This is a genomic window from Acinetobacter gyllenbergii CIP 110306 = MTCC 11365 (genome assembly GCF_000413855.1).
GTDB lineage: Bacteria > Pseudomonadota > Gammaproteobacteria > Pseudomonadales > Moraxellaceae > Acinetobacter > Acinetobacter gyllenbergii.
In genome coordinates, this window is sequence record NZ_ATGG01000019.1 from 76,416 (window position 1) to 101,010 (window position 24,595).

The 24,595-nt window shown below is 42.9% G+C and carries 17 protein-coding genes; 6 read left to right on the forward strand and 11 right to left on the reverse strand.

Going from position 1 to position 24,595, the window contains the following annotated elements; all coding sequences use genetic code 11:
• Positions 1–3 precede the first annotated feature (3 nt).
• Positions 4–1,278, reverse strand: coding sequence for a Glu/Leu/Phe/Val family dehydrogenase (locus F957_RS08090; RefSeq protein ID WP_167539929.1), 1,275 nt, complete (start codon positions 1,276–1,278; stop codon positions 4–6).
• 225 nt (positions 1,279–1,503) lie between these two features.
• On the opposite strand from F957_RS08090, the gene F957_RS08085 reads away from it, so the two are divergent.
• The gene (locus F957_RS08085; protein WP_016541799.1) at positions 1,504–1,926 is read left to right on the forward strand and encodes an Lrp/AsnC family transcriptional regulator; all 423 of its coding nucleotides are present in this window, start codon (positions 1,504–1,506) and stop codon (positions 1,924–1,926) included.
• A 42-nt stretch (positions 1,927–1,968) separates the two neighbouring features.
• Here F957_RS08085 and F957_RS08080 read toward each other — a convergent pair whose 3' ends face one another.
• On the reverse strand, positions 1,969–3,669 hold the full coding sequence (locus F957_RS08080; RefSeq protein WP_016541800.1) for an NAD-dependent malic enzyme: 1,701 nt from the start codon (positions 3,667–3,669) through the stop codon (positions 1,969–1,971).
• A gap of 641 nt (positions 3,670–4,310) precedes the next feature.
• On the opposite strand from F957_RS08080, the gene trbK reads away from it, so the two are divergent.
• The gene (gene trbK, locus F957_RS08075) at positions 4,311–4,508 is read left to right on the forward strand and encodes an entry exclusion lipoprotein TrbK (protein ID WP_016541801.1); all 198 of its coding nucleotides are present in this window, start codon (positions 4,311–4,313) and stop codon (positions 4,506–4,508) included.
• 220 nt (positions 4,509–4,728) lie between these two features.
• Here the strand turns inward: trbK and F957_RS08070 are convergent, their stop codons facing one another.
• Together F957_RS08070 and F957_RS08065 are read right to left on the reverse strand one after the other, a co-directional pair.
• Positions 4,729–5,571: an SDR family NAD(P)-dependent oxidoreductase gene (locus F957_RS08070; protein ID WP_016541803.1), complete on the reverse strand. Its 843-nt coding sequence runs from the start codon at positions 5,569–5,571 to the stop codon at positions 4,729–4,731.
• A 13-nt stretch (positions 5,572–5,584) separates the two neighbouring features.
• The gene (locus F957_RS08065; RefSeq protein ID WP_016541804.1) at positions 5,585–6,649 is read right to left on the reverse strand and encodes an amidohydrolase family protein; all 1,065 of its coding nucleotides are present in this window, start codon (positions 6,647–6,649) and stop codon (positions 5,585–5,587) included.
• A 338-nt stretch (positions 6,650–6,987) separates the two neighbouring features.
• Between F957_RS08065 and F957_RS08060 the strand changes: the two genes are divergently transcribed.
• Entirely contained in the window at positions 6,988–9,159 is a 2,172-nt protein-coding gene (locus tag F957_RS08060) for a TonB-dependent siderophore receptor (protein WP_016541805.1), read from the forward strand.
• Between the two features lie 50 nt (positions 9,160–9,209).
• Positions 9,210–9,890, forward strand: coding sequence for an OmpH/Skp family outer membrane protein (locus F957_RS08055; RefSeq protein WP_016541806.1), 681 nt, complete (start codon positions 9,210–9,212; stop codon positions 9,888–9,890).
• Between the two features lie 82 nt (positions 9,891–9,972).
• Here the strand turns inward: F957_RS08055 and F957_RS08050 are convergent, their stop codons facing one another.
• Positions 9,973–10,866, reverse strand: coding sequence for an AraC family transcriptional regulator (locus tag F957_RS08050; RefSeq protein WP_016541807.1), 894 nt, complete (start codon positions 10,864–10,866; stop codon positions 9,973–9,975).
• A gap of 203 nt (positions 10,867–11,069) precedes the next feature.
• Between F957_RS08050 and F957_RS08045 the strand changes: the two genes are divergently transcribed.
• Positions 11,070–11,765: an alpha/beta hydrolase gene (locus F957_RS08045; protein ID WP_016541808.1), complete on the forward strand. Its 696-nt coding sequence runs from the start codon at positions 11,070–11,072 to the stop codon at positions 11,763–11,765.
• Positions 11,766–11,850: 85 nt separating this feature from the next.
• Here F957_RS08045 and F957_RS21645 read toward each other — a convergent pair whose 3' ends face one another.
• The 6 genes from F957_RS21645 to F957_RS08020 form a co-directional block, all read right to left on the reverse strand.
• Entirely contained in the window at positions 11,851–11,961 is a 111-nt protein-coding gene (locus F957_RS21645) for a hypothetical protein (protein WP_005151495.1), read from the reverse strand.
• A 217-nt stretch (positions 11,962–12,178) separates the two neighbouring features.
• A complete protein-coding gene (locus F957_RS08040) occupies positions 12,179–14,644 on the reverse strand; it encodes an acyl-CoA dehydrogenase (RefSeq protein ID WP_016541810.1) in 2,466 nt (821 codons plus the stop codon).
• Positions 14,645–15,021: 377 nt separating this feature from the next.
• Entirely contained in the window at positions 15,022–16,425 is a 1,404-nt protein-coding gene (locus F957_RS08035; protein WP_016541811.1) for an efflux transporter outer membrane subunit, read from the reverse strand.
• Positions 16,426–16,434: 9 nt separating this feature from the next.
• Positions 16,435–19,542: an efflux RND transporter permease subunit gene (locus F957_RS08030; RefSeq protein ID WP_016541812.1), complete on the reverse strand. Its 3,108-nt coding sequence runs from the start codon at positions 19,540–19,542 to the stop codon at positions 16,435–16,437.
• Positions 19,539–22,628 carry a multidrug efflux RND transporter permease subunit gene (locus F957_RS08025; RefSeq protein ID WP_016541813.1) on the reverse strand — a complete coding sequence of 1,030 codons (3,090 nt, stop codon included), beginning with the start codon at positions 22,626–22,628 and terminating at the stop codon, positions 19,539–19,541. The genes F957_RS08030 and F957_RS08025 overlap by 4 nt, the downstream gene beginning before the upstream one ends.
• A 4-nt stretch (positions 22,629–22,632) precedes the next feature.
• Positions 22,633–23,844 (reverse strand): efflux RND transporter periplasmic adaptor subunit, encoded by a 1,212-nt coding sequence (locus F957_RS08020; protein ID WP_016541814.1) that lies wholly within the window; start codon positions 23,842–23,844, stop codon positions 22,633–22,635.
• Positions 23,845–24,076: 232 nt separating this feature from the next.
• Between F957_RS08020 and F957_RS08015 the strand changes: the two genes are divergently transcribed.
• Positions 24,077–24,592: a sigma-70 family RNA polymerase sigma factor gene (locus tag F957_RS08015; protein WP_016541815.1), complete on the forward strand. Its 516-nt coding sequence runs from the start codon at positions 24,077–24,079 to the stop codon at positions 24,590–24,592.
• Positions 24,593–24,595: the final 3 nt, after the last annotated feature.

The following is a 24,595-nucleotide window of genomic DNA, read 5'->3' on the forward strand; positions in this document are numbered from 1 at the left end:
GACTTAACCTGGGAAAATACCGCGTTCTTTACGCGCTTTCAGAATACGTTCACAGGCCAAAATATAAGCGGCTGTACGTAAGCTACATTCCTTCTGTGCTGCCGTGTTCCAAACATCAGCAATCGCTTGGATCATCAACTTATCAAGACGTTCATTGATTTCATCCTCGGTCCAAAAGTAACTCGCCATATCTTGAACCCATTCAAAATAACTGACAGTTACACCACCCGCGTTACAGATCACGTCAGGCACAACGGTAATGTCGCGACTGATAAATACATCATCTGCTTCTGGATAGGTTGGGCCGTTGGCGCCTTCAAGTACAATTTTCGCTTTCAACTTCTGTGCACGCTCAACCGTAATCTGACCTTCCAATGCCGCTGGAATCAGAATATCCATATCGACTGTCCAGAATTCTTCATCTGAAATCACAGTTGAATCAACAAAGCCCATCACGCCACCAGTTTCAACGACATGCTTTTGCAATGCTTTGACATCCAAGCCTTCTGCATTGAAAATGGTACCAGTATGATCTTGTACAGCAACGATTTTTGCGCCTGCATGGCTAAACAAATAAGCGGCTTCATTCCCGACGTTACCGAAGCCTTGTACCGCAACTTTGCTGCCTTCGACTGGTAATTTAATGCGTTCTGCAACCTGCATACCCGTTACGAATACGCCACGACCTGTGGCACGAACACGACCCAGTGAACCGCCTAAATGAACAGGCTTACCTGTTACCACACCTGTTACGGTATGACCTTTGATACTTGAATAGGTATCCATCATCCAACCCATAATATTGGCATTGGTACCGACATCTGGCGCAGGAATATCAATTTGAGGACCGATAATTGGGCTGATTTCACTGGTGAAACGACGGGTTAAACGCTCTAATTCACGCGGTGACAATTCTTTTGGATTGACACGGATACCACCTTTGGCACCACCAAACGGCAGGTTCAACACTGCAGTTTTAATGGTCATCCATGCAGACAGCGCCATTACCTCATTCAATTCAACATCTTGGTGATAACGAATACCGCCTTTACCTGGACCACGTGATAAATTGTGTTGTACGCGGTAACCTTCAAAATGGCGAATTGAGCCATCATCCATGACGATTGGTACATCGACAATCAGAGTACGTTTTGGCGTTTTCAGTGTGTTAACAAAGTTACTGAGATCAGCATCCAAATAAGGTGCCACTCGATCGACTTGAGTGAGAAAAGTTTGCCAAGCACTGCCATTTTGAGCCGCATATGATAAAGACATCATCTATTCCTTAATTAATCAATTGTCCCTGTTATTCACAGATTCCCTTTGTTTAAGGGCGTCCTACCCCCATCCTCCCTGATGCGCATTCAGCTTCTTTCGTGCCGAAGTGAAAATGCTTGGGGTGTTGTATTGTTATTATTATTAAGAATCAAATTGATTCACAAAATTCGTTATAATGATTAAAATGAATTATTTTTTATCAATTTGCTAATAGAAAGAATCAAAATGAACAATATCGATCATATTATATTAGGCTTACTCAAAGACAATGCACGGATGTCGATTACCGACTTGGCTGCAAAAGCACGTGTGTCCCGTGCTACAGTACAGAAGCGAATTGAATATATGGAATCAACGGGGATTATCACGGGTTATACCGTGCGTTTCCGTCCCAATGCTGAAAAAAACATCATTCGAGCATGGATGAATATCATGGTGGAAGGTACTCGAGCACAGGCGGTAATTCGAGAGTTACGCCTAGAATCAGCCGTTGAACGTCTGCATACCACCAATGGTAAATGGGATATTCTGGTTGAGTTGCAATCTGATAGTCTGGAAAATTTTGATAAAGCCTTGGAGCGAATCCGAAATATTTCAGGGATTTACAATAGTGAAACCAGTATCCTGCTCTCCACCTATAAGACCTAAAAAAAGGGACTCTAGCTAGAGTCCCTTTTTAAATGAAATGGCTTAATAACTAACACGACGGTAGTTACGATACTCTGGCGTCCAGAAATTATCTTCAATCGCTTGTTTCAACACATCATTACTTAATGGTACCGCCAAGCCATCAGCCATTGCTGCTTTTGCCACTTTAAAGGCAATAAACTTAGACACCTGTTGAATATCATTAATATTCGGTAATAAATCCGCTGCGGCATTTTTCAAACGTGGTGAACAATCTGCTAAGGCGGTACTTGCAGCCATCAACATTGAGTCACTGATATGGGTTGCACCACATGCAATCACGCCCAAACCAATCCCAGGGAAAATATAGGAGTTATTACACTGCGCAATGCTATAGACCTTACCTTGATAATAGACGGGTGCAAATGGACTACCTGTTGCCACAATTGCAGCGCCTTGCGTCCACTCAATAATATCTTTCGGCTGCGCTTCCACTTGTGACGTCGGGTTCGACAATGGCAATACAATCGGATGCTTATAATATTTAGCTAAGGTTTTAATCACTTCTTCACTAAATAAGCCAGCCTGCCCTGACACCCCGATCAAGATACTCGGTTTAGCATTCTTGACCACATCCAACAAAGCGACATTCTCACCTGTATATTCCCAAGTACTGATTGCATTGACTGGTGTGGCAAGTTTTTGCTGAAAATCGAGTAAGTTAGGTTGTTGATCGGTCATCAAGCCGAAACGATCCACCATAAAGATGCGTGAACGCGCTTCATGGTCACTCAGACCTTCGTCCATCATCTGTCTAACGATCTGTTCAGCAATACCACATCCTGCTGAGCCTGCGCCGACAAAGGTAACGGTTTGGTCTTTCAGTTGTTTTCCTTGTGCGCGTGAGGCTGCAATCAAAGTCGCAACTGTCACTGCTGCCGTGCCTTGAATATCATCATTAAAACAACAGATCTTATCGCGGTACTGAGTCAATAACGGCATGGCATTGGTTTGCGCAAAATCTTCAAACTGAATCAACACATCTGGCCAGCGTTGACGCACTGCCTTAATAATTTGCTCAACAAATTCATAATATTGCTCACCACGGATACGCGGCTGTTTCCACCCCATATAAATTGGATCATCAAGCAATTCTTGGTTATTGGTGCCGACATCAATGGTGATCGGTAAGGTATAGGCAGGGCTAATACCACCACAGGCGGTATACAGCGACAATTTACCAATTGGAATACCCATGCCACCAATGCCCTGATCGCCGAGACCCAAAATGCGTTCACCATCGGTAATCACAATCACCTTAACGTTTTTCTTATTCACATTATGGATAATTTGATCAATGTACTGACGCTCTGGATAGGAAATAAAAATACCGCGATGGCGACGATAGATGTCTGAGAAGCGCTGACAGGCTTCCCCAACCGTTGGAGTATAAATAATCGGTAGCATTTCATCTAAATGCTGACTCAACAAGTTATAGAACAAGGTTTCATTAGTATCTTGAATATTTCGCAAATAAATATGCTTATTCAAGTCACTATCAAAGGAAAGGTACTGCTGATATGAACGTTGCGTCTGCTCTTCAATATTCTCGATATTGTATGGAACTAGCCCATGTAAGTTAAAATTCTCTCGTTCTTCTTCAGAAAAAGCAGAGCCTTTATTTAACAGAGGTAGTTCTAAAAGAGCGTTTCCAGCATAGTGAATATATAAAGGTTTTTTGATTTTACTAAGGCTCACAGACATACTTTACTCTTTAGACTCTCTCTCGAATGTACAAAAAATGGATTCGCTGAAGTACTTTAAAAAAGCGCTTTGGCATCGGCAATAATTTACACTAATCAGAGCTCGAAACCGAATAATCTAACTGTATGTAAACCGATTCAATATTTAGTAAATAAATAGTAGTCCCTATTTTGGATCGTTTTTTAAGCTTTCATGCAACATTTTGAATTATTTTTGCATTCAGGAGACTTTAGAATTGTAGTGATATCGTTCTAGCTGCTTTTTAATAGGCATTCCTCTCGGACATTGTGCTTGGCGATCAGATATTGTCTTGGTTCGAAGTAGCCAATCTTTGCTGTTTTAAAATCATATGACATGCATCATCTGACTTTAGTTTTCAAATCCTTTTCTTCTTATCATTCACCGCACTACGACTAAACCCTTTAAAACCGACAAGATGGGACAATTTAGCCCTATCTCTTGCAAATGATCGCCAGTTTTATATGATCTAAGTGAAAGCATTGCTCACCCTATAACGCTCCTTGTTTGACCATGAGCAATGCCTTCATCCATAAAAATTAAACATAGATGGTGATACCCCCAAAAATCAATTTCACCCAACCCAGAAACGAATAGACAGTTAAAATATAAAGGTTGTTTATATGAAAAAATTAGGCCTTATTCTTCTTTTTACATTCTTTGTCTCGGCTTGTTCAGAAAAGATGCCTGAGGTGAATGATGAAAACTGCAAACATGAAAACATTGCAAAGATCAAGGATGATTTCGCCCGTGCAAATTTCAGCGATAAGTGTTTTAGTTATGCAAAACCACAAAATACTAACCGTGATAAAGGGCTCTAGAATGTAATAAAGGGTATCGCTTGTCTTTTATAATTTTAAATAAGAACTGTCTAAAATCAAAACTTTAATATGATGCTGAGGTAATGATCCGTATTTTAGAAAGTCTGGAATAAACGCAATATGCATAAAAGAAAGTTTACTTTTATGCACGTTCAAATCATTCAGTTGTCTTGTTAAAACTGAATATAATCTTAATGATTTCAATACCCATCTGAATGCTTTAAGCCTTATTTTTCTTGGATTTCTTGCTAAAAAAACTTAAGGCATGCGAATAATGCGTCGGTGTAATACGCTGAATCAGATCCAGTACTTTGGCATCATTACCAATCAAGATCCGTGCTTTATCCGCTTTCACCGCATCTAAAATAACTTTAGCCGCCTGCTCTGGTGGTGTTTTTAAAACCTTATTAAATGCCTGACTCGCCTTGACAGGATTCATGCCTAAACTGCGAATACTGTCACTCATGCGCGCACTGTTGGCGATATTGGTGCGGATTCCTCCTGGATGTACACAGGTTGCACTCACGCCATCATTCTGAAGTTTGAGCTCTTGTCGTAAAGCTTCAGTAAAACCACGAACCGCAAATTTAGTGGCATTGTAAGCACTTTGAGTTGGTTGTGCGGTTAAGCCAAACAGACTGGAAATATTAATAATATGCCCTTCTCCACTTTGCTTGAGATAAGGTAAAAACTCTTTGGTACCGTAGACCACGCCCCAAAAATTAATTCTGAAAATCCAGTCCAACTCTTCATAGCTCATACCTTCAACGGTACTGGCGAGCGCAACACCTGCATTATTAAAAATCAGATTGATTTTGCCATGTGCTTTGAAACTGTCTTCTGCCCAGTCACGAACAGCTTGCTGATTTGATACATCCAGTTTAGTCACCGTGACTTTGACTGGATACTGTTGTAGCAATGCCTGTGTTTCTACCAAGCCTTTTTCATTGATATCACTCAACGCCAAATGTGCACCTTGCTGTGCCAATAAAATTGCCAGTTGTTGTCCAATACCAGATCCCGCACCTGTAATGGCAGCGACTTTTTGATTAAAATTTTTCATTTGATGACTCTATTTAAAGTTGATAAAAATTGGCAGCGTTTTGTCTAAACATGGCATGCAAAGCCTGCTCACCATAAGGACTGAGCATTTGAATATAGGCATGGATTAAGTCATTTAAACGCGTGTTCGGCTTATCCATGGGAAAATTGGATGCAAACATGATCCGCTCGGTGCCAAATACAGTGATTGCATGTTGAATCATCGGCGTGAGTAAATTCACCATCTCACTTACACTTGCCGTTCGATCTTGCTGATAAAAACGGTGTCCTAATACGGGCATCATCAAACCTGAGATTTTGGCATGGACATTTTTCTGCTCCGCCAGTCGTGCCAAATCCTGTTGCCATTGTTTAAAAATGGCATCACGCTGCGATTGTGTAATTCCCGTGTTCTTGCCCACTGCACCAAACAGACCAACAGGTGTCGCCAGATGATCAACCACAATCCGTGTTTCAGGAAATTGTTTCGCCAAGCTGGTGATTTCTGTTAACTGAGTAGAATAGCCCCATGCATCAAAAGATAGATCCAGTTTTGCCAGTTGTTCAAAACCTTTGAGAAAGCTCTTGTTCTGATATAAATGTGGCCGATCACACCAACGATAAACCCCCTTGTCTTGATGCCAAGCCGCCATTTTACGGATACCGCGAAAGCGTGGGCTCGCCTGCTGATGGGCTTTAAGAATATCTCTGAACTTTCGATCTCTTGGGTCAGCTGTTGCAACAATAGCACCGAGTTTTAAGCCTTGTGCTTTAAAGTCTAATTGCTGAATCCACTGGGTTTCTTCCACTACCCCAAAACCTGTGTGGTGATGCCAGTTGGCTTCGACATGAACCACACTCTCGACTGAGAATGGTGAAGTGTCTGCCTGATAATGCTCAGGTAAATAAGGACACAAGGCATATTCTGTTAAGCCTAAAGTACCCAATAGCGGTTTGGGTTTAACCCAGCGCACCACTCGATCCATCATCCTCGGATATTTCCCCAAAGCTTTGACCAACAAGGCTGCTGAATGCGGTGTGTGATAAGGATCCCACTGATGAATATGCGGGTCGATGATTGCAAAATCTAATCTTGTCATTGTTGTACTCGATATAAGCTCAGCGCATAAAATCTGAAATGATGTGCATCCATGACATCTCTAATATTTCTAAATACAGTGTTCGTGGTTTTAGCCTACTGAACAAAGCACTATGAATAAAATGATTTATTTAAATATTTAACTATGAATAGCATTCATTAGCAAAAATAATAAATGCATTATCAATACTTTAATTTTTATAAACCCTACCATTATTGTAAATGATTCCTATTTAACTATACTTAAGCCGCTTATTGCATGCTCAACTTCCCTTTCAGCCCAATACGTTGATGACGCTCCTGCATTAACCCGATTTTTTGTATCGCTCAGGTATCTCTATGTCTGCTTTCTCCCCACGCAAAAACCTCATTACTGTTGAAATTTTAAAACAAAGCAGCCCATTCCTTTTATCTTTAATACCCGTGCTGTCGTGGGCAGAAACGACCTCAATACAACCCACTCAACTCGCAACCATTAATGTTCAAGCTGAACAGTCCGCCAGTTATATCGCCTCACAAACAGCATCAACCTTACGTGGTAATCAAAACAATCTAGAAAGCCCACAAACAGTCAATGTGGTGTCTAAGCAGTATGTGAAGGATTATATGCCTGCAAACTTAGACAATGCACTGACTCAAGTGAGTGGTATTACCCAAGGCAATACATTAGGGGGCACTCAAGATACCGTGATGAAACGCGGATTCGGCGATAATCGTGACGGTTCAATTACCGTCAATGGTATGCCGATTGTACAAGGTCGCACCATGAATGCTGCGGTTGAACAGGTTGAAGTTTTGAAAGGCCCAGCTTCCTTACTCTATGGCATCATGGACCCAGGTGGTGTGGTCAATGTCATTACAAAAAAACCTGAAACAACACAAAAAACTGAATTTTCAGTTTATGGATCAAGTTTTGCTGCGGGTAAAAATGGTTTAGGTGCGAGTCTGGATACCACGGGTTCAATCAGCGACAGTAATTTTGCCTATCGTTTTATTGCCGATCATTCCGATGCAGACTACTGGCGTAATTTTGGCAATCTCAAACAGACCTTGATCGCCCCATCCTTAGCTTGGGATAATGGTCAAACCAAAGTCAATTTAAGTTACCAATATCGTGACTTTGACATGCCTTTTGATCGTTCCACCATTTTTGATCCTAAAACGAAACAAGCCTTACCGATCTCGAAATATCAACGCCTAGATGAAGCCTTTAACCAAATGAAAGGTGAAGCTCATTTGGCACAACTATTAGTGGATCATCAGCTTAATGATAACTGGTCAGCTCACTTGGGCTATAGCTATAATTACGAGACTTACGATGCCAATCAACTCCGTGTGACCAAGCTAAATACGGCCAACCATACGGTGACACGCCGTACCGATGCCACCTTAAATGCAGAAAGCATAGACAGTAATGCCCAAGCCTATCTCAATGGTTCGGTCAATTTACTGGGCTTAAAGCATGATATTCAAATCGGTTCAGATATCGAATACCGTAAATATTTCCGTCCAGATATGGTTCGTGGTGATAGCTCAACTTTAGATTATTTAAATCCCAAGTTTGGAACCGTTGAAGCGTCTCAGAATATCGTTGCATCCGATAGCGACCAAACTGATAAGTTGCATACCTATGGTTTTTATCTGCAAGATGCAATTCATTTAAATGAAAAATGGATTGCGGTACTGGGTGGTCGTTATCTGAATTATCAACAGACTGCTGGACGTGGACGACCATTTAAAGAAAATACCAATAGTAACGATGATGCTTGGCTCCCACATGTGGGCTTAGTCTATCAATGGAATGACCAACTTTCACTTTATGGCAGCTATACCGAATCCCTCAAACCCTCATCTTCAATCGCCCCATTAGGCGGCAATGCAGTCATTGATGCCGATGTCAAACCGGAGCAAGCCAAATCTTATGAAGTCGGTGCAAAATACGAGTTCAATGATCGCATCAAGGCTAACTTTGCGCTCTATGATATTAAGAAACGTAATGTTTTAGCCAAAGTGACCAATCCATCGAGCAATGAAGTCGAATTGCATACCACAGGCGCAGTTCGTTCCAAAGGCGCTGAACTCGACCTCACTGGTCGACTAACAGATCAGCTTGATGCGACATTGACCTATGCCTATACCGATGCCAAAGTCACTGAAGATGAGCTTGGTCTACAAGGCAACCGCTTGAATAATGTGGCACGAGATACAGCCTCATTAGCCTTGGCCTATAATTATGGTGAACTTTATCATGGCAAGTTACGTTTGGGTCTGAGTGGCAATTATGTCGGCAAGCGCGCAGGTGATTCAGAAAATAGCTTTGACCTGCCTGAGTATGCACTGGCCAATGCCTTTGTCAGTTATGACACCAGTATTGCCAAACAAGCGGTGAACTTTCAATTTAATTTAAATAATATTTTTGATAAGACCTATTACACGGCGAGTGTCAATAATTTAGCTGTGTCTCAAGGGGATTCTCGCCAAGCGGTATTACGTGCCACCTTTAAATTCTAATTATGGAAGCGAGGCAGTGAATTATTTACTGCCCCTTTTTTGGGATCAAAATGAAAAGGCTTATTTCTATCACGCTGATCGCACTTCTGTTTGCGTTAACATCGACTGTTTATGCACAGACAAAAATTGCGCTGATTTCACAGCTCAAAGGGTCTTCCTTTGCCAGCGATGTTGCGATTCAAAATTACTTACAACGCAAGGGCTATCAGGTTGAGCTACTCGATCAATCTGTTTCCCCCAACAGTTTAACAAACACCGATCTAGTGATTATCTCTTCAACGGTGGCATCCAAAAATCTGCAATCAGGTTGGCGACAACTCCCTATTCCATTGATGACATGGGAAAATGATTATCTGGATGATCTAGCCATGACTGGCAAACGGATTGATACTGACTTTGGTGAAGTGGAGAAAGAGCGTTACTTGTGGCTGGTCAATGCACCGCATCCCCTGTCGGCACATCTTTCTGCGGGGACACGCAACGTCTATAAAGCACAAGCACCAATGAGTTGGGGCAAACCCGGACTCGGTGCCACTATTATTGCAACCATTTATGGGCAACCTGAAAAAGTCGCAATCTGGGGTTATGAAAAAGGAGCAACGATGGATTATGAATCTTTAGCACCAGCAAAACGACTGATGTTTTTTCTCAATAATGAGACCTTTACGAATCTGTCTGAGGATGGCCTAAAACTGTTTGATGCCGCGATTCAATGGTCACTAAGCAAATAAAAGCCAAACTTAAATTTCAATGAACAGCTGTATTTCAAAATACATCCGTTTAAATTCCTAACAATACCGAGGCTCCAATGCGCTAAGACCTATGTTGTGTGATCATAATCCTAAAATTTTTAGGTGCACAACCAAAGTGCTGCACAAAAGCGCGGCTAAAAGCGGCTTGAGAGGCATAGCCAACTAATTCAGCGACTTGACCAATATTTTTATCTGTTTCTTTGAGCAATTGGCTGGCTAATTTCATCCGCCAATTTTTTAAATACAACATCGGTGGTACGCCAACCATTTCAACAAATTTTTTGGAAAAACTGGAGCGAGATTGTTTGCTAAGTTGAGCCAATGATTCAACATCCCATTCATAGGCAGGTTGTGCATGCATCAACGACAATGCCTTACTCATCCTCGGATCACGTAATGCAGAAATCCAGCCTTTATGCTCAATCTTGTCATTAGCCAACCAAAAGCGTATCGACCAAACCAGCAGTAAATCAATAATCCGAGACAACATGACTCGGCTACCCAATGTTGGATATTCAAGTTCGAGCTGAATGGCTGCCACCGTCATCGGCACCCATTCTGCGACTTTTTTGGCATCATGATATGAGGGTACATGAATGTAACTCGGCAATCCTTCTGCCATCGCCTCAGCATAAATACCATTCAACTGAAAAATGCAACTCATCACAGTCGCAACTGAATTTTGTTCCTTACACGCTTCGATCGAATGTTCCAGCTTGCTAGGCAATACCAGAATATCGCCTGGCTGCAAAATCAAATCAACCTGCATCCGTTTGATGCTCAAGCGACAGCTGGCCTGCTGAATAATATGGATATAGGCAGATTGGGCAGGAAAAGACAGCTTTTTTTGTGCTGAGAGATGTTCTACGCCATAGATTTCACCTGAAATATTAGCGAAACGATAAATATCAAAGAAAATATCGGTTAAAGCCTGATTATCGTACTCATCAATCATTGCGTGCTTTTGTCCTTAAAAGTGTTTCTGCAAAAACATTGGCGTTTCAGTTATTGTAGCGACCGAACAAATCACCAATAATCTTTCTCAGAAGATTTCGTTAGTATAAAAAACACCCGCCTTCACTCAGATCTTTATACCGTACAGATTTCATTATTAAACATCATAAATTCAATACCATAGCATATAGCTAGGAGATAAATATGAGTACTCAACCAACCATTATTCTGGTACACGGTTTTTGGGGCGGTGCCGCCCATTGGACCAAAGTCATTACCGAATTGTCCCATCAAGGTTATAAAGCCTTACGTGCAGTGGAACTTCCATTAACCTCTCTCGCAGATGACGTTGAACGCACTCAAAAAATGATTGCCCAAGTTGATGGTGATGTGCTTTTAGTGGGTCATTCTTACGGCGGAGCAGTCATTACCGAAGCAGGCAACCATCCGAATGTTGTGGGTTTGGTTTATATTGCCGCCTTTGCACCAGACAGCAATGAAAGCCCTGGGGCAATTACCCAACAACACTTACCTGTTGCTGCGCCGAATCTAGAACCAGATAGTGATGGTTATCTTTGGCTTAAAGTCGATAAATTTCACGAAAGTTTCTGTCAGGATCTCACTCAAGATGAAGGTTTTGCCATGGGTGTCACTCAAAAAGCACCTTTAGCCAGTACTTTTGGCGATAACATTAGCAACCCAGCGTGGAAAACCAAACCCTCTTGGTATCAAATCTCAACCCAAGACCGCATGATCAGCCCAGAAAACCAAGCGGTGATGTCTGATCGTTTAAATGCCAAAAAAGTGATCTCCTTAAACGCCAGCCATGCTTCATTGGCTTCACAGCCAAAAGAAGTGACTGCCTTAATTACTGAAGCTGTGACATTTCTAAGTAAGTAAAACAGACTGTGATATAGGGAATAATTTGATTCCCTATATCCTCTTTTCATTCCACTCAACTTCGACAAAACCAAGAAAACCCAGTTTATAGTAAGTATTCCCAGATAATGTAGCCTAGACCGAATCCGAGGAATGCATACAAAGTAATAATGAAGAATACAAAACTGGCATTATTCTTTTTTTTCAAAAAACTCATATCAGCACCTTTGGCTTTGCTCAATTCATGTAGTTATAGTGCAATAAGATACAGAATAAAAAAAGACACAGAGTTTTCTAAAAAAAATATAACAGATCTATCGATACAAACCACAACTGTTATGAAAAACAGTCCCAAATATAATTGGCGCATGGATATCACCATGCGCCAATCGCCTCAGGAAAGTACCATTACAATCTTAATTGATTAAAAATCATCACGTTTTAAGATGTGGATTTTCAAGCGGTAAATCATGCTCTAAATGCGCATCAAAAATATCTGTCAGCATACTGTCATAGCGCTGCGCATTGTAATGTAAAAGGGATTCAGCCTCTGCTGCCGTAATAAATCCAATTTCAATCGCATTGGCAATATGCGCCTCAAAGGTCAAACCACTAAACTGATCTTTCGACTCTGCTTTTTTAAATTTATTCCACAACGGTTGCAGCTTTAATAGACTCTGGAAAGTGGACTCCATTCGCCCCATCACATCGTTGCTATCTGTGCTGTAATAGACATGTTGTTTCAACTGATCTCGGAACGCATGTTCTTGCATGATCAATTGCGCCACCTCTTGTTTCAACTGATCCGATGGTGCTGCAATTGGGCGTCCAAATGGAAAACAGATCAATTTCACCATGCAGGCAGCAAGTTTCATTGGGAAATTAGCATAGAAGCTAAAAAAGGCTTCTTGCACTTGATATAAGGCTTTATTGAGGGCTAATGCTGCATGTTTCTGTTCAGCCTCAGTTCTTTGACCTTGTTCATAGTATTTCAAGATTGCCGTGGCAATAAATAAATTCGCATGGATATCGGCCAAACGTCCAGATAGCATTTCTTTACGTTTTAAATCACCGGCTAAAATCCCAAGTGCCATATCTGCAGTCAAGGCAAAATCGGCGCTGAAACGATTGATCTTACTGTAATACGCTTTGGAAAAATCATCGGCGTGTTTGGAACCATCATCAGAACCACCGCTAATCGAATATGCAAGCGCTTTGGCTGCACGATTAAAGGTATAAGCCAGATGTTTAAATAATAATGGCGCAAACGCCTTAAAAGCAGCAGCTTTATCTTCCGATTGCAACAGCTGCAATTCTTCAAACAAATAAGGATGACAACGCATTGAACCTTGACCAAAAATCATCAAAGAACGGGTCAGAATATTGGCGCCTTCTACCGTAATTGCCACAGGAATCGATTGATACGTCAGTGCAAGGAAGTTCCTTGGGCCCAACTGAATTGCGCGCCCTCCCACGACATCCATACCATGATTGACCACTTTGCGCATGGTTTCCGTGGCGTAGTATTTGGCCATCGCAGTCATCACTGCAGGCGTTCCACCTTGGTTTAAACCACAAGTCACTAAATAACGGAATGACTCCAACATATAGGCATCACTGGCAATATCACTGGTGGCTTCTTGTACGCCTTCAAAATGTCCCACGGAGATTTTGAATTGTTGACGCACACTGGCAAATGCACCGACCAGTAGATAACTCATTTCCCCTGCCGCGGTTGCTAAAGCAGGCAACGAAATACCCCGTCCCACACCGAGACATTCCATCAACATACGCCAGCCTTTACCTGCATTTTGCTGTCCGCCAATAATCCAGTCTAGCGGAATAAAGACATCGCTGCCCTCAACCGTACCATTCATAAACGGCGCACCCGGATTATGTCGTGGACCAATCTGAATACCTTCATGTTCAGCAGGAATCAAGGCACAGGTAATGCCATATTCCACTTTATTTTTATCACCAAGCAAACCTTCTGGATCGTATAACTTAAAAGCCAAACCAATCACGGTGGCAATCGGTGCTAACGTAATCCAGCGCTTGGAGAAATTCATTTTCAAGCCTAAGACTTCTTGACCTTGATACTGCCCATAACAGACCACACCCGTATCAGGAATTGCACCGGCATCCGAACCTGCTTCAGGACTGGTCAAACCAAAACAAGGGACTTCTGTACCATTTGCAAGGCCAGGTAAATAACGTTGTTTTTGCTCTTCTGTACCATAGTGCAGCAGTAATTCACCCGGCCCAAGCGAATTCGGCACCATACAACTGACGGCAGCAGTTAAGGAGCGAGACGCAATTTTGCTCATAATTCGACTTTGTGCAAACGGCGTAAATTGCTTACCGCCAAATGATTTTGGAATAATCAAACCAAGAAAGCCATTTTCCTTAATAAATTGCCAAACCTCTGGCGGTAGGTCTTTTTCTTGATGATGAATCTGCCATTCATCTAACATGGAACAGAGTTGTTGGACTTCATTGTCTAAAAATGCTTGTTCTTCTGTCGATAAAGTTGGATAAGGATATTGATCAAATTTTTCCCAATCAGGCGCCCCCATAAACAGTTCTTTTTCCCACCAACTGGTGCCCGCTTCTAAAGCTTCTCTTTCAGTGATACTCATGCTTGGCATCGCATTGGAAAGCAACTTAAATGCAGGTCGGCTAATCAAAGCATCGCGTAGCGGTGTGATTAGAAGAATAATACTGGCGAGAATGATCGGCACACCCAGTAACAAACTCCATGGTGTGATCAACACACTACACAGAATGGCGGCGACAATTGAAATAAGACAGCCAACTATTCGATTGGCTTCAAAATAAAAAACAGCCCATACCACAACTAACTGAATCAATAGGCCAAGCAATATCAATAATACAATCATATTTGCTCCTTTATCTCAGATTGGGATGAAGATGAAATGAGAAAGATCTAAATTAATTTATGATTTAAAGTCATTCTTCGACAAACAAAATGGCTATTTTTTATTCTACATATCGAAGTGCTATTTGCTTGATTAACTACTAAAATTTACACAAAGGCATTCAGATGACACTGAAAAATGAAAATTGTGATCTGGATAGAATACCGCGCTAACAAACTGGAATCTTTCCCCTCAACGATCCAAAAATAAAATCATCAATCACTGTTCCTTTTTCAGCCATAGGGCAAAAAAAGCATTCAAACCATCTAGTGATAACAGCGATCCAAGCACTATTCAGATTGAACATGAAACGCTGTCATTATGGATAGTCGCTTAATTTAAGATAAAGATGTCATCCCACCACCCAATGCAGCCACCAACTGTGCCGAGTTTTTAAGATGCAATTGCTGTAATTCCAATAAACGTTCTTCTGCACTTAAACGCAAATTCTGTGCTGTCGCGACTTCTAAATAACTGACCAATCCAGCTTGATAACGCTGTGTAGCTACCCGTTCATTTTCAGTAGATAACTTAAGAAGCTGTTGTTGCTCTATCATCTGTTTTTGAAACAGTGATGCTTGCAATAAACCATCTTCCACTTCTTTCCAACCCGTCAAAACTGAATGCTTATAGGCGGCAAGTTTTTCATCATAACTGGCCTGTGCCTGTTGAATATCAGCGCGCCGCTTTCCACCATCAAACACTGTACCTAGGACTTTTGCCCCAACTGTCCATGCGGTATTGGGTGATTGCAACAGCGTATGAAACACCTGACTATTGGCACTGCTCTCCAAACTGATGGTCAAGTCAGGTAACCATGCCGTTTGTGCTAAGCCTAATTGCGCATGCGTCATCGCCAGCTCTCGCTCAGTGCGAATCACATCGGGACGTTGTGCTAAAAGGCGGCTTGGAATTTGGTTCGGGATCGTTGGTGTGCTAAATCGATAAGGACTTTTGTTTAAATTAAAGGCAGCAACATGCTGTCCAACTAAAACAGCCAAAACATTTTCTTGCAAATCTCGGCTGCGTTGCAATTCTAACAATTGCACAGCAACTTGTTTCAGTTGGGTTTCAGCCTGAATCACATCCGCACGAGCAATCATGCCTGCTTGGTATTGCTGCTGTAAAATACGCACAGATCGTTGATAACTTTGCTGGGTCTGATTTAACACATCCAGTTTGGCGTCGAACAAACGAATGCTCCAATAGGCCTCTGCGGCAAGCAGTTGCTGACTCAGCTGAATAGCAGCTAAATCTGCAGCAGACGCTTGTAGATTAGCCTGTTGACCTTCCACTGCTTTAGCCACTCGACCCCATAAATCAGGAATCCAGCTGGCAGTTAAATTGGTACTAAATTGACGGCTTGATGCTAGATTTTTTGTCTCGTTATGATGAGCACCTCCTCCTATGTTTAAGGTGGGTGCATAATTGGCACGTTGCCCATCTAACAATGCCATGGCATGACGATACTTGGCTTGTGCCTGTTGGATGCTCAGGTTGTCCTGATCCAATTGTTGTAACAGTTTGGATAAAATCGGATCTTGATATATCTCCCACCATTGCGAAGAACTTGCTTCTACCTGAGAAACATCAATCCATTGCAGCTCAGCATATTTATACTGTGCTGCACTCGGAATAACGGGCTGCTGATAGGTTGCGGGCTTAAATGTATTCGACTGACATGCCGTAAGTAGCATGGCTGAGACAATCCCTATAGAAAATGTAAAAACTGTTTTTTTCATAGCGATTTCCTATTTACTCCAACGCAAGATGTTCAATCGCAGTTTGAAGCGATTCAGGAATTGAGCGAATTTTTCAAATATGAGATACATCACAGGGGTGGTATAGAGGGTTAATAACTGCCCTAGTGCCAATCCACCGACAATGGCAATCCCCAAAGGCTGACGCATTTCCGAGCCTTCTCCCCAACCCTGTGCTAAAGGAATGGCACCTAATAAAGCAGCAGTATTGGTCATTAAAATCGGTCTAAAACGCAATGTTGCCGCAGCGATAATGCTGTCTAAATCACTGTGACCTTGACGCCGTTGCTGCAAAGTAAAATCAATCAGCAAGATCGCATTTTTCACCACAATCCCGATGAGCAAAAAAATGCCTAACAAGGCTATCAGGCTAAACGGAATCTGAAATAGCCATAAACTGAGCAAAGCACCCAAAGCCGCTGTCGGAATGGTCGATAAAATGGTAAAAGGATGCACAATACTTTCATACGTGATCCCCAAGACAATAAAAATCAGCACGATCACCGCCGCGATCAAAGCAGGTGTGCTTATCCCAGCCTGTAGACTTTCAGCTTCGACATCACGATCGGTCATGACAAAGATTTCTTTGGGCAGCATAATCTCAGGCAAAACCTTGCGAATTGCAGCATCGGCCTGTTCATAGCTATAGCCTTTCTTCACCACATAACCCACACCCATCGCTGCATATTGATTACGGCGATAGACCCGATCATTGCTAATGCCATAGGTCCACGTGGCAAAATTGCTTAAAGGCACATAGGCCCCTTGTTGATTCGGTACTTTGATATCCGCCAAGGCTTCAGGATGTTCAGTAAAACGTTGGTCTACTTCCATCACCACATAAAACTGGTCATTACGGTCATAAATCGTAGAAATCTGCCGTTGTGAAAAGGAGTTATTTAAAACGCTGGAAATATTTTCAATATCAATGCCCAATCGTTTTGCGGCTTCACGGTCAATATCTAAAGTGACGTGTTGAGCGCCTTCATCTCCTTGTGTTTCGACCTCTTCAAACTCAGGCAATTTGCGCATGGCCTCGGCTACTTTAGGTGCCCATTCACGTAATAAGCTCACATTGTCAGATTGCAATAACAATAAATATTCTTGAGCATTGCCACTGGAAAAAGGATCGTCCAATTCCAAATCTTGTTCGACATCCGCAGAGAACACTGCCCCTGCTTGCCAAGGTGCATTTTTCTTTAAACGCTCGACTACTTGTTTAGAGGTTAATCCGTCGCGTTCAGCTTTTGGCTTGAGACTGACCATCAAAAATGAGTTGGTCATCCCACCACCGCCACCGGAAGTACCGACTACATCTTGTACTGCAGGATCTTTGAGTAAGGCTTGGTTAAATGCAGCAATCTTTGGTTGCATGATTTGAAAAGAAAAACCATCATCACCACGAATAAAAGCGCCGACTCGCCCCGTGTCTTGTTCAGGTAATACCCGTTTTGGTAATAAATTATAGAGATAAACCGAAGCAATGATTGCGGCCAGCCACAACACCACAATCAGATAAGCATGTTTCAGCACCCAATGCAGAGAGCGAATATAAGATTGGGTCAATCCCTGAATCAGATCATGGCTATAACGATACAGTCGTGGAGGGTGATTAAGAGATAGAGGTTTTAAACAGCGTGCTGATAAGCTGGGGGTTAAAATCAAGGAAACAAAGACCGATAGTAGCACCACAAAAACCAGCGTGAGCGAAAACTCTCTGAATAAGCGTTCTATCACACCGCCCATAAACAAGACCGAGAGGAAAATCACCATCAATGCCAGATTCATGGCAATCAAGGTAAAGCCAACTTCTTGAATGCCTTTTACCGCCGCTTGTGCAGGAGAATCACCTTGCTCAATATAGCGTTCAATATTTTCGAGTACCACAATGGCATCATCCACCACCAAACCAATCGCCACGATGATCGCCATAATCGACAGATTATTCAGCGAAAAACCAGCCAAATAAATCAGACTACAAACCCCAATTAAAGTGACCAGTAATGCCATTGTGGGAATCACTGCACTTTGCAATCGCCCTAACATCAGTACAACAACGATCACGACCAACAGCATGGATAGAAACAAGGTATCTCTTGCCTCTTCAAGACTGTTACGGACGATATTTGAACCATCCATTACCACCGTTAACTGCGCATCGCGTGGCATCAATTCACGTAAAGCAGGCAATTTGGCTTTGATCAGATCAATCGTCGCCACGGTATTGGCATTGGGCTGTCGGCTAATTTTTAATATCACCGCAGGCTGTCCATTGTGAAAACCACTGACATAGCGGTTTTCAACCGAATCACGCACTTCGGCAATATCTTTTAAGCGAATCACCCCTTGATCTGTGTGTCGGATGATCAGGTCGGCAAAATCTTGGGCGGTCTTTAATTCTGTAGAAAGCGCCACTTGCCAACGTAATTGCTGTTGTTCCACCACACCCAATGCCTGTACCACATTACTTTTCGCGACCACCTGCCGAACTTGCTCTAGTGACATCCCCGTTGAAACCAAAGCACTTGGATTGATGGTGATACGTACAGCTGGCATAGAAGCCCCATCAATCGACACTTCACCGACTCCACTGATCTGGGCCAAATTGGGTTGTAATTGATTGGATGCAATTTCGTATAGTTTTGCAGCAGAAAGCTGTTTAGAGCTCAGTGCCAAATAGAAAATTGGACTTTGGCTTGGGTTGATTTTAAAATATTCGGGTGGGCTCGGCATCCCTGCGGGTAACTGCGACATCGCCGCATTGATGGCAGCCTGAACCTCACGTGCCGCTTCATTGATATCGGTATTTAAATCAAAGTGCAAAACCACCTGCGTCGAACTTTGATTACTGGATGAGTTAATCGCTTTAACCCCAGACACCCCCATCATGGCGCGTTCTAAAGGTGTTGCCACCGTTGCAGACATACTTTCTGGACTGGCACCGGGTAGATTGGCACGCACCACAATGGTCGGAATATCCGCTTGTGGTAATGCAGCAACAGGCAAACGTAAATAAGCCAATATACCGAGTAGAACAATTGCAATCCCCAATAGCACACTGGCAACAGGTCGTTGCACAAACACCGACAGCAGCGTCATTGCGAGGCTCCTGTCTGCTCTGAAAACTGACTTGCATCAGTTCGGGTTGCTTGCAGACGATCAAAAAACAGATACACCACAGGTGTGGTAAACAAGGTCAGCACCTGACTCACCAATAGACCACCCACCATCACTAAGCCTAATGGTTGACGAAGTTCAGCCCCTGAACCTGAAGCCAGCATCAGCGGAATTGCTCCGACCACTGCGGCCAGTGTGGTCATCAGAATCGGGCGGAAACGTAATAAAGCAGCCTGATAAATGGCTTGCTCAGCCGACAAGCCCTGATGACGTTGCGCTGCAAGCGCAAAATCGACCATCATGATGCCGTTTTTCTTGACCAAGCCAATCAATAAAATAATCCCGATCAGCGCAATCATGTCCAATGGCCTCCCCACCATAAACAAGGCCAATAAAGCCCCAATTGCAGCAGAAGGTAAGGTTGAAAGAATAGTAACTGGATGAATAAAACTCTCGTACAGCATGCCCAGCACAATATACATGGTCACAATCGCAGCAATCACCAACCAAAAGGTATGTTGCTGTGAATTTTCAAAAGCGGCGGCTGCGCCTTGCAGTTGAACCTGTAGCTCTGGCGGTAGCTCGAGGCTTTGCTTCACTTGCTCAATCGCAGCAATCGCTTCGCCTAAAGACACATCCTTGGCTAAATTAAAGGAAATGCCAACCGCAGGAAATTGTGACTGCTGCTGTAAAAGAATCGGTGCATGTTTTTCGACAATGGTGGCGACAGAGCTTAATAAAATCGGCTGTCCCTGATTATTATGAATATAGGTTTGCTGTAAAGCATCAATGCCTTGGGTCAGTTGAGGATCTAACTCTAAAACAATGCGGTATTGATTGGATTGCGTGTATAAAGTTGCAATTTGCCGCTGCGCAAATAGATTTTGCAGCGCCAAACTAATGTCTTCTAGGGTCAACCCTAAACGTGCAGCCGCATCACGATTAACCTCAATATAGGCTTGTAAACCCTGCCCTGCATCTTCACTGCTCACTGCCGCAAATGCAGGCTGCTGGCGCAAGGCCTGAACCAATTTGGGTGTCCACTCTTCAACCACTTGATTTTTCGGTGCTGTCACACTGAGTTGATATTGGGTGCGGCTAATTTTGTCTTCAATACTGAGTTCTTGTACGGGTTGCATCCAACCTTTAATCCCATGTACCTGTGCAAAGTTTTCACTCAGCCGCGCCATCACATCCGTTGCGGGTTCACGTTCAGCATGCGGTTTTAAATTGACCAGAATACGTCCATTGCTTAACTTGGGATTATTGGCATCCACACCAATAAAAGAAGACAGGCTGGCAACCGCTGGATCTTTTGCAATCACTGCTGCCAAAGCTTGTTGGCGTTCGCTCATGGCCTGAAATGAAATCTGGTCAGGGGCTTCAGTGACCACTTGAATGACACCATTATCCTGTACAGGGAAAAAGCCTTTCGGAATCGACCAATATAGCAGTCCTGCCAGCAGCACTGTTGCCAACATTACCATCAAGGTCAGTACTTGGTGCCGAAGTACCCATTGCAACAACTTGGCATAATGCTGAATGACTCGATCCAGACGCCATCGACTCGGTTGCTGTGCATGCTTCGGTGCATCTTTGAGTAAATAGGCACACATCATTGGGGTTAAGGTCAGAGACACTAGCAAAGACAGTGCAATCGCGGCTGCCAGTGTCACGGCAAACTCATGGAACAGCCGCCCAACGACATCGCCCATAAAGAGCAAAGGAATCAAAACAGCAATCAGAGAAATCGTCAAAGAAATTAAGGTAAAGCCAATTTCTTTGGATCCTTTCAGTGCTGCCTGCAACATGCTTTCACCTGACTCGCGGTGTCGTGCAATATTTTCAAGCATCACAATGGCATCATCCACCACAAAGCCTGTGGCAATGGTTAATGCCATTAAAGTTAGGTTATTGACCGAGAAACCAAGGAAATACATCAGTACAAACGTACCAATAATCGACAGCGGTACAGCAATACTTGGAATCAGGGTCGCAGCAAAATTACGTAGAAACAGAAAGGTGACCAACACCACCAGACACACGGCGAAAACCAGTTCTTTTTGTACATCTTTAATCGAACTCCGAATACTTTCGGTTCGATCAGTGAGTACGCGAATGTGAACATTTTCAGGTAGATTTTGTTGTAATTCAGGTAGGATTTTTTTGATCTGATCGGCCACTTCAATCACATTGGCATTGGGTTGTCGCTGAATATTCACTAAAATGGCCGATTGGCTATCTGCCCAAGCTGCCATATAACGATCTTCACTGCCCTCAAGCACTTGTGCGACATCTTTTAGACGAATCGGTGCGCCATTATTCCAACGTAAAATCAGGTTTTCATAATCCGCAATCGAACGCATCTGATCATTGGCATCCAACATGGTCGAGCGAAAAGGCCCATCAAAACTCCCTTTCGGTTGATTGGCATTGGCAGCAGCAATCGCCGCACGCACATCTTCAGCACTGAGCTTAAATGCTGCAAGCGCAGTTGGATTCATCTGCACCCGGATCGCAGGACGTTGCCCCCCTGCCAGACTGACCATCCCCACGCCTGAAAGCTGCGACAGTTTTTGCGCCACTCGGGTATCAACCATGTCGTAGACCGTGGTCAATGGCAAACTGTCAGAACTGATCGCAAGGGTAATCACAGGCACATCGGCAGGATTCACTTTGCGATAAATCGGTGGCGTCGGTAAATCATTGGGCAATTTACTGCTTGCAGTACTCAAGGCCGATTGTACTTCTTGCTCGACAATGCCCAGTTCAGCAGACAACTCAAATTGCAGGGTGATCACCGAAGCACCAACCGAGCTATTTGAAGACATTTGCTTCAAGCCTGCAATCTTGCCCATCTCCCTTTCCAAAGGTGAGCTGATGGTTCGTTGCACCGTATCTGGATTTGCACCTGGCTGAAAGGTGTAAATCTGAATAATCGGATAATCGACTTGTGGCAATGCCGACACAGGTAACATGCGCCAAACCAGTAGACCACTGAAAAATAGCGCCAACATCAATAACGTGGTGGCGACGGGTCGTAAAATAAAAAATCTGGAAATATTCATGCGCTTATCCAGCGACCGTTTTTGCTGGGAGTGGCTTAGACACATCTTCCTGAATGACTTGTACTTCTTGCCCTTCGGAAAGCCGATCAATCCCCTCTAACACCACCCGTTCATTGCCTTGTAAACCCTCAACAATCTCGGTCTGTCCTTGTGAAACCGCCCCTAGTTTTAACATCCGTACTTCGGCTTTATCTTCTTTATTCACAATATAAACATAGGTGCCTTTTGCGCCATGTTGAATGGCATCACTCGGTAAATGCACCGCGTTTTGCAAAGTCTTGGCATTTAAACGAACATTAACAAATTGATTCGGAAATAACGCATCATCGAGATTGGCAAACACAGCTTTAACTTTGAGTGTGCCGGTATTCAGATCAATCTGGTTATCCAATGCTTGAACTGAGCCTGTGGCCAATTGTTTTTGTTCTGCACGATCCCAAGCACTGACTTGAATGCTTTGCTTATTTTTTGTGGCTTGGCGCACTGTGTCTAAATAATTTTCTGCAATCGCAAACTGAATATACACAGGATGGATTTGGGTAATGCTCAGTAAACCTGTTGCTTCATTGGCTTGGATTAAATTACCTGCATCCTTGAGACGAAAACCAACACGCCCCTCAATCGGTGCATATATTTTGGTATAAGACAGTTGTAACTTTGCCGTATCGACCTGTGCTTGGTTGGCTTGCATCTGTCCCTTGAGTTGATTAACCAAGGCTTGCTGTTGATCGACCTGCTGTTTGGCAATCGAGTCTTGTTTATACAGCAATTGATAACGATTCAATTCGGTTTGTGCATTTTGCAACTGCGCTAAATTTTGTTGCTGTGTGCCTTGTGCCTGCGCCAATGCCACCTGAAATGGGGTCGGGTCAATTTGTGCCAGCAACTGCCCTTTCTTGATATATTGTCCCTCTTCGAAATACAGCTTTTGTAGTACACCTGATACCTGACTTTGCACATTCACGGTATTGGCTGGCACGACCGTACCAATCGCCTTAATTTGTAATTGCAAGTCGCCCCGTTGTACCCCGACCACACGCACAGGCACGGGTTTGCTCCATTGGCTAAATGACTCTTGTTTATTTGCTTGCGACGTCTTCCAATAATTCCATCCCCATGCAATCAGCAATAGAAGCACCAATAATGTAATCAACCATTTGATTTTATTAGATCGAGAATGCTGTTGTGGTTTTAAATCAATCTGTTGTTCACTCATGACATACTCTACTTAATCAAACGAAAGGCATTAAAAAGATGGGAGAGGTAGAGAACAATAAAAGTTCCCTTACATTGGTTTAGTCGAACGAAAATCAAAATCAGCTCAATTTTTTCTGTAAAAGTATGTATACAATTTTATTGATATTAATAACAATTATCATTACTATTTGAAAATATTTTTTCATCCTCTTGTGATTGGCTTCTCCCCGCCAATATCTGGACTCCCCGTCATGAACCTAAATGTAGAAAAACAGTTATGGTTTAGCCAAGTTTATCAAGCCCAGCAAAGCACGCTGTTGTCATGGTTTAAGCATAAACTGCAACATCATCACCAATCTGAAGATTTGAGTCAGGAGGTGTTCTACCGTGCCTTAAAAAGTGATTATTGCTTTGAAAAGATTAAAGAACCCCAAGCTTGGCTGATGGGCATCGCCAAACACGTGATCATTGACCATTGGCGTCGCCAACATATTGAACATTTATATTTAGATGCACTTGCACAACTGCCAGAAGAATACTATCCCTCAGCTGAATACGAAGTCTGTATTCGTGAAACGCTTTATCAAGTGCATTTGATGCTGGAAAAGCTACCTCGGCGTACCGCACAGGTATTTTTATTATCGCAACTGGATGGACTAACTTATCGTACCATTAGTGAAAAACTGGATATTTCTGAAGCAACAGTCAAAAGAGAGATGAAACAGGCTTTCTTGGCCTGCATAAGTCTTTATAATCAGACTGATTAATTG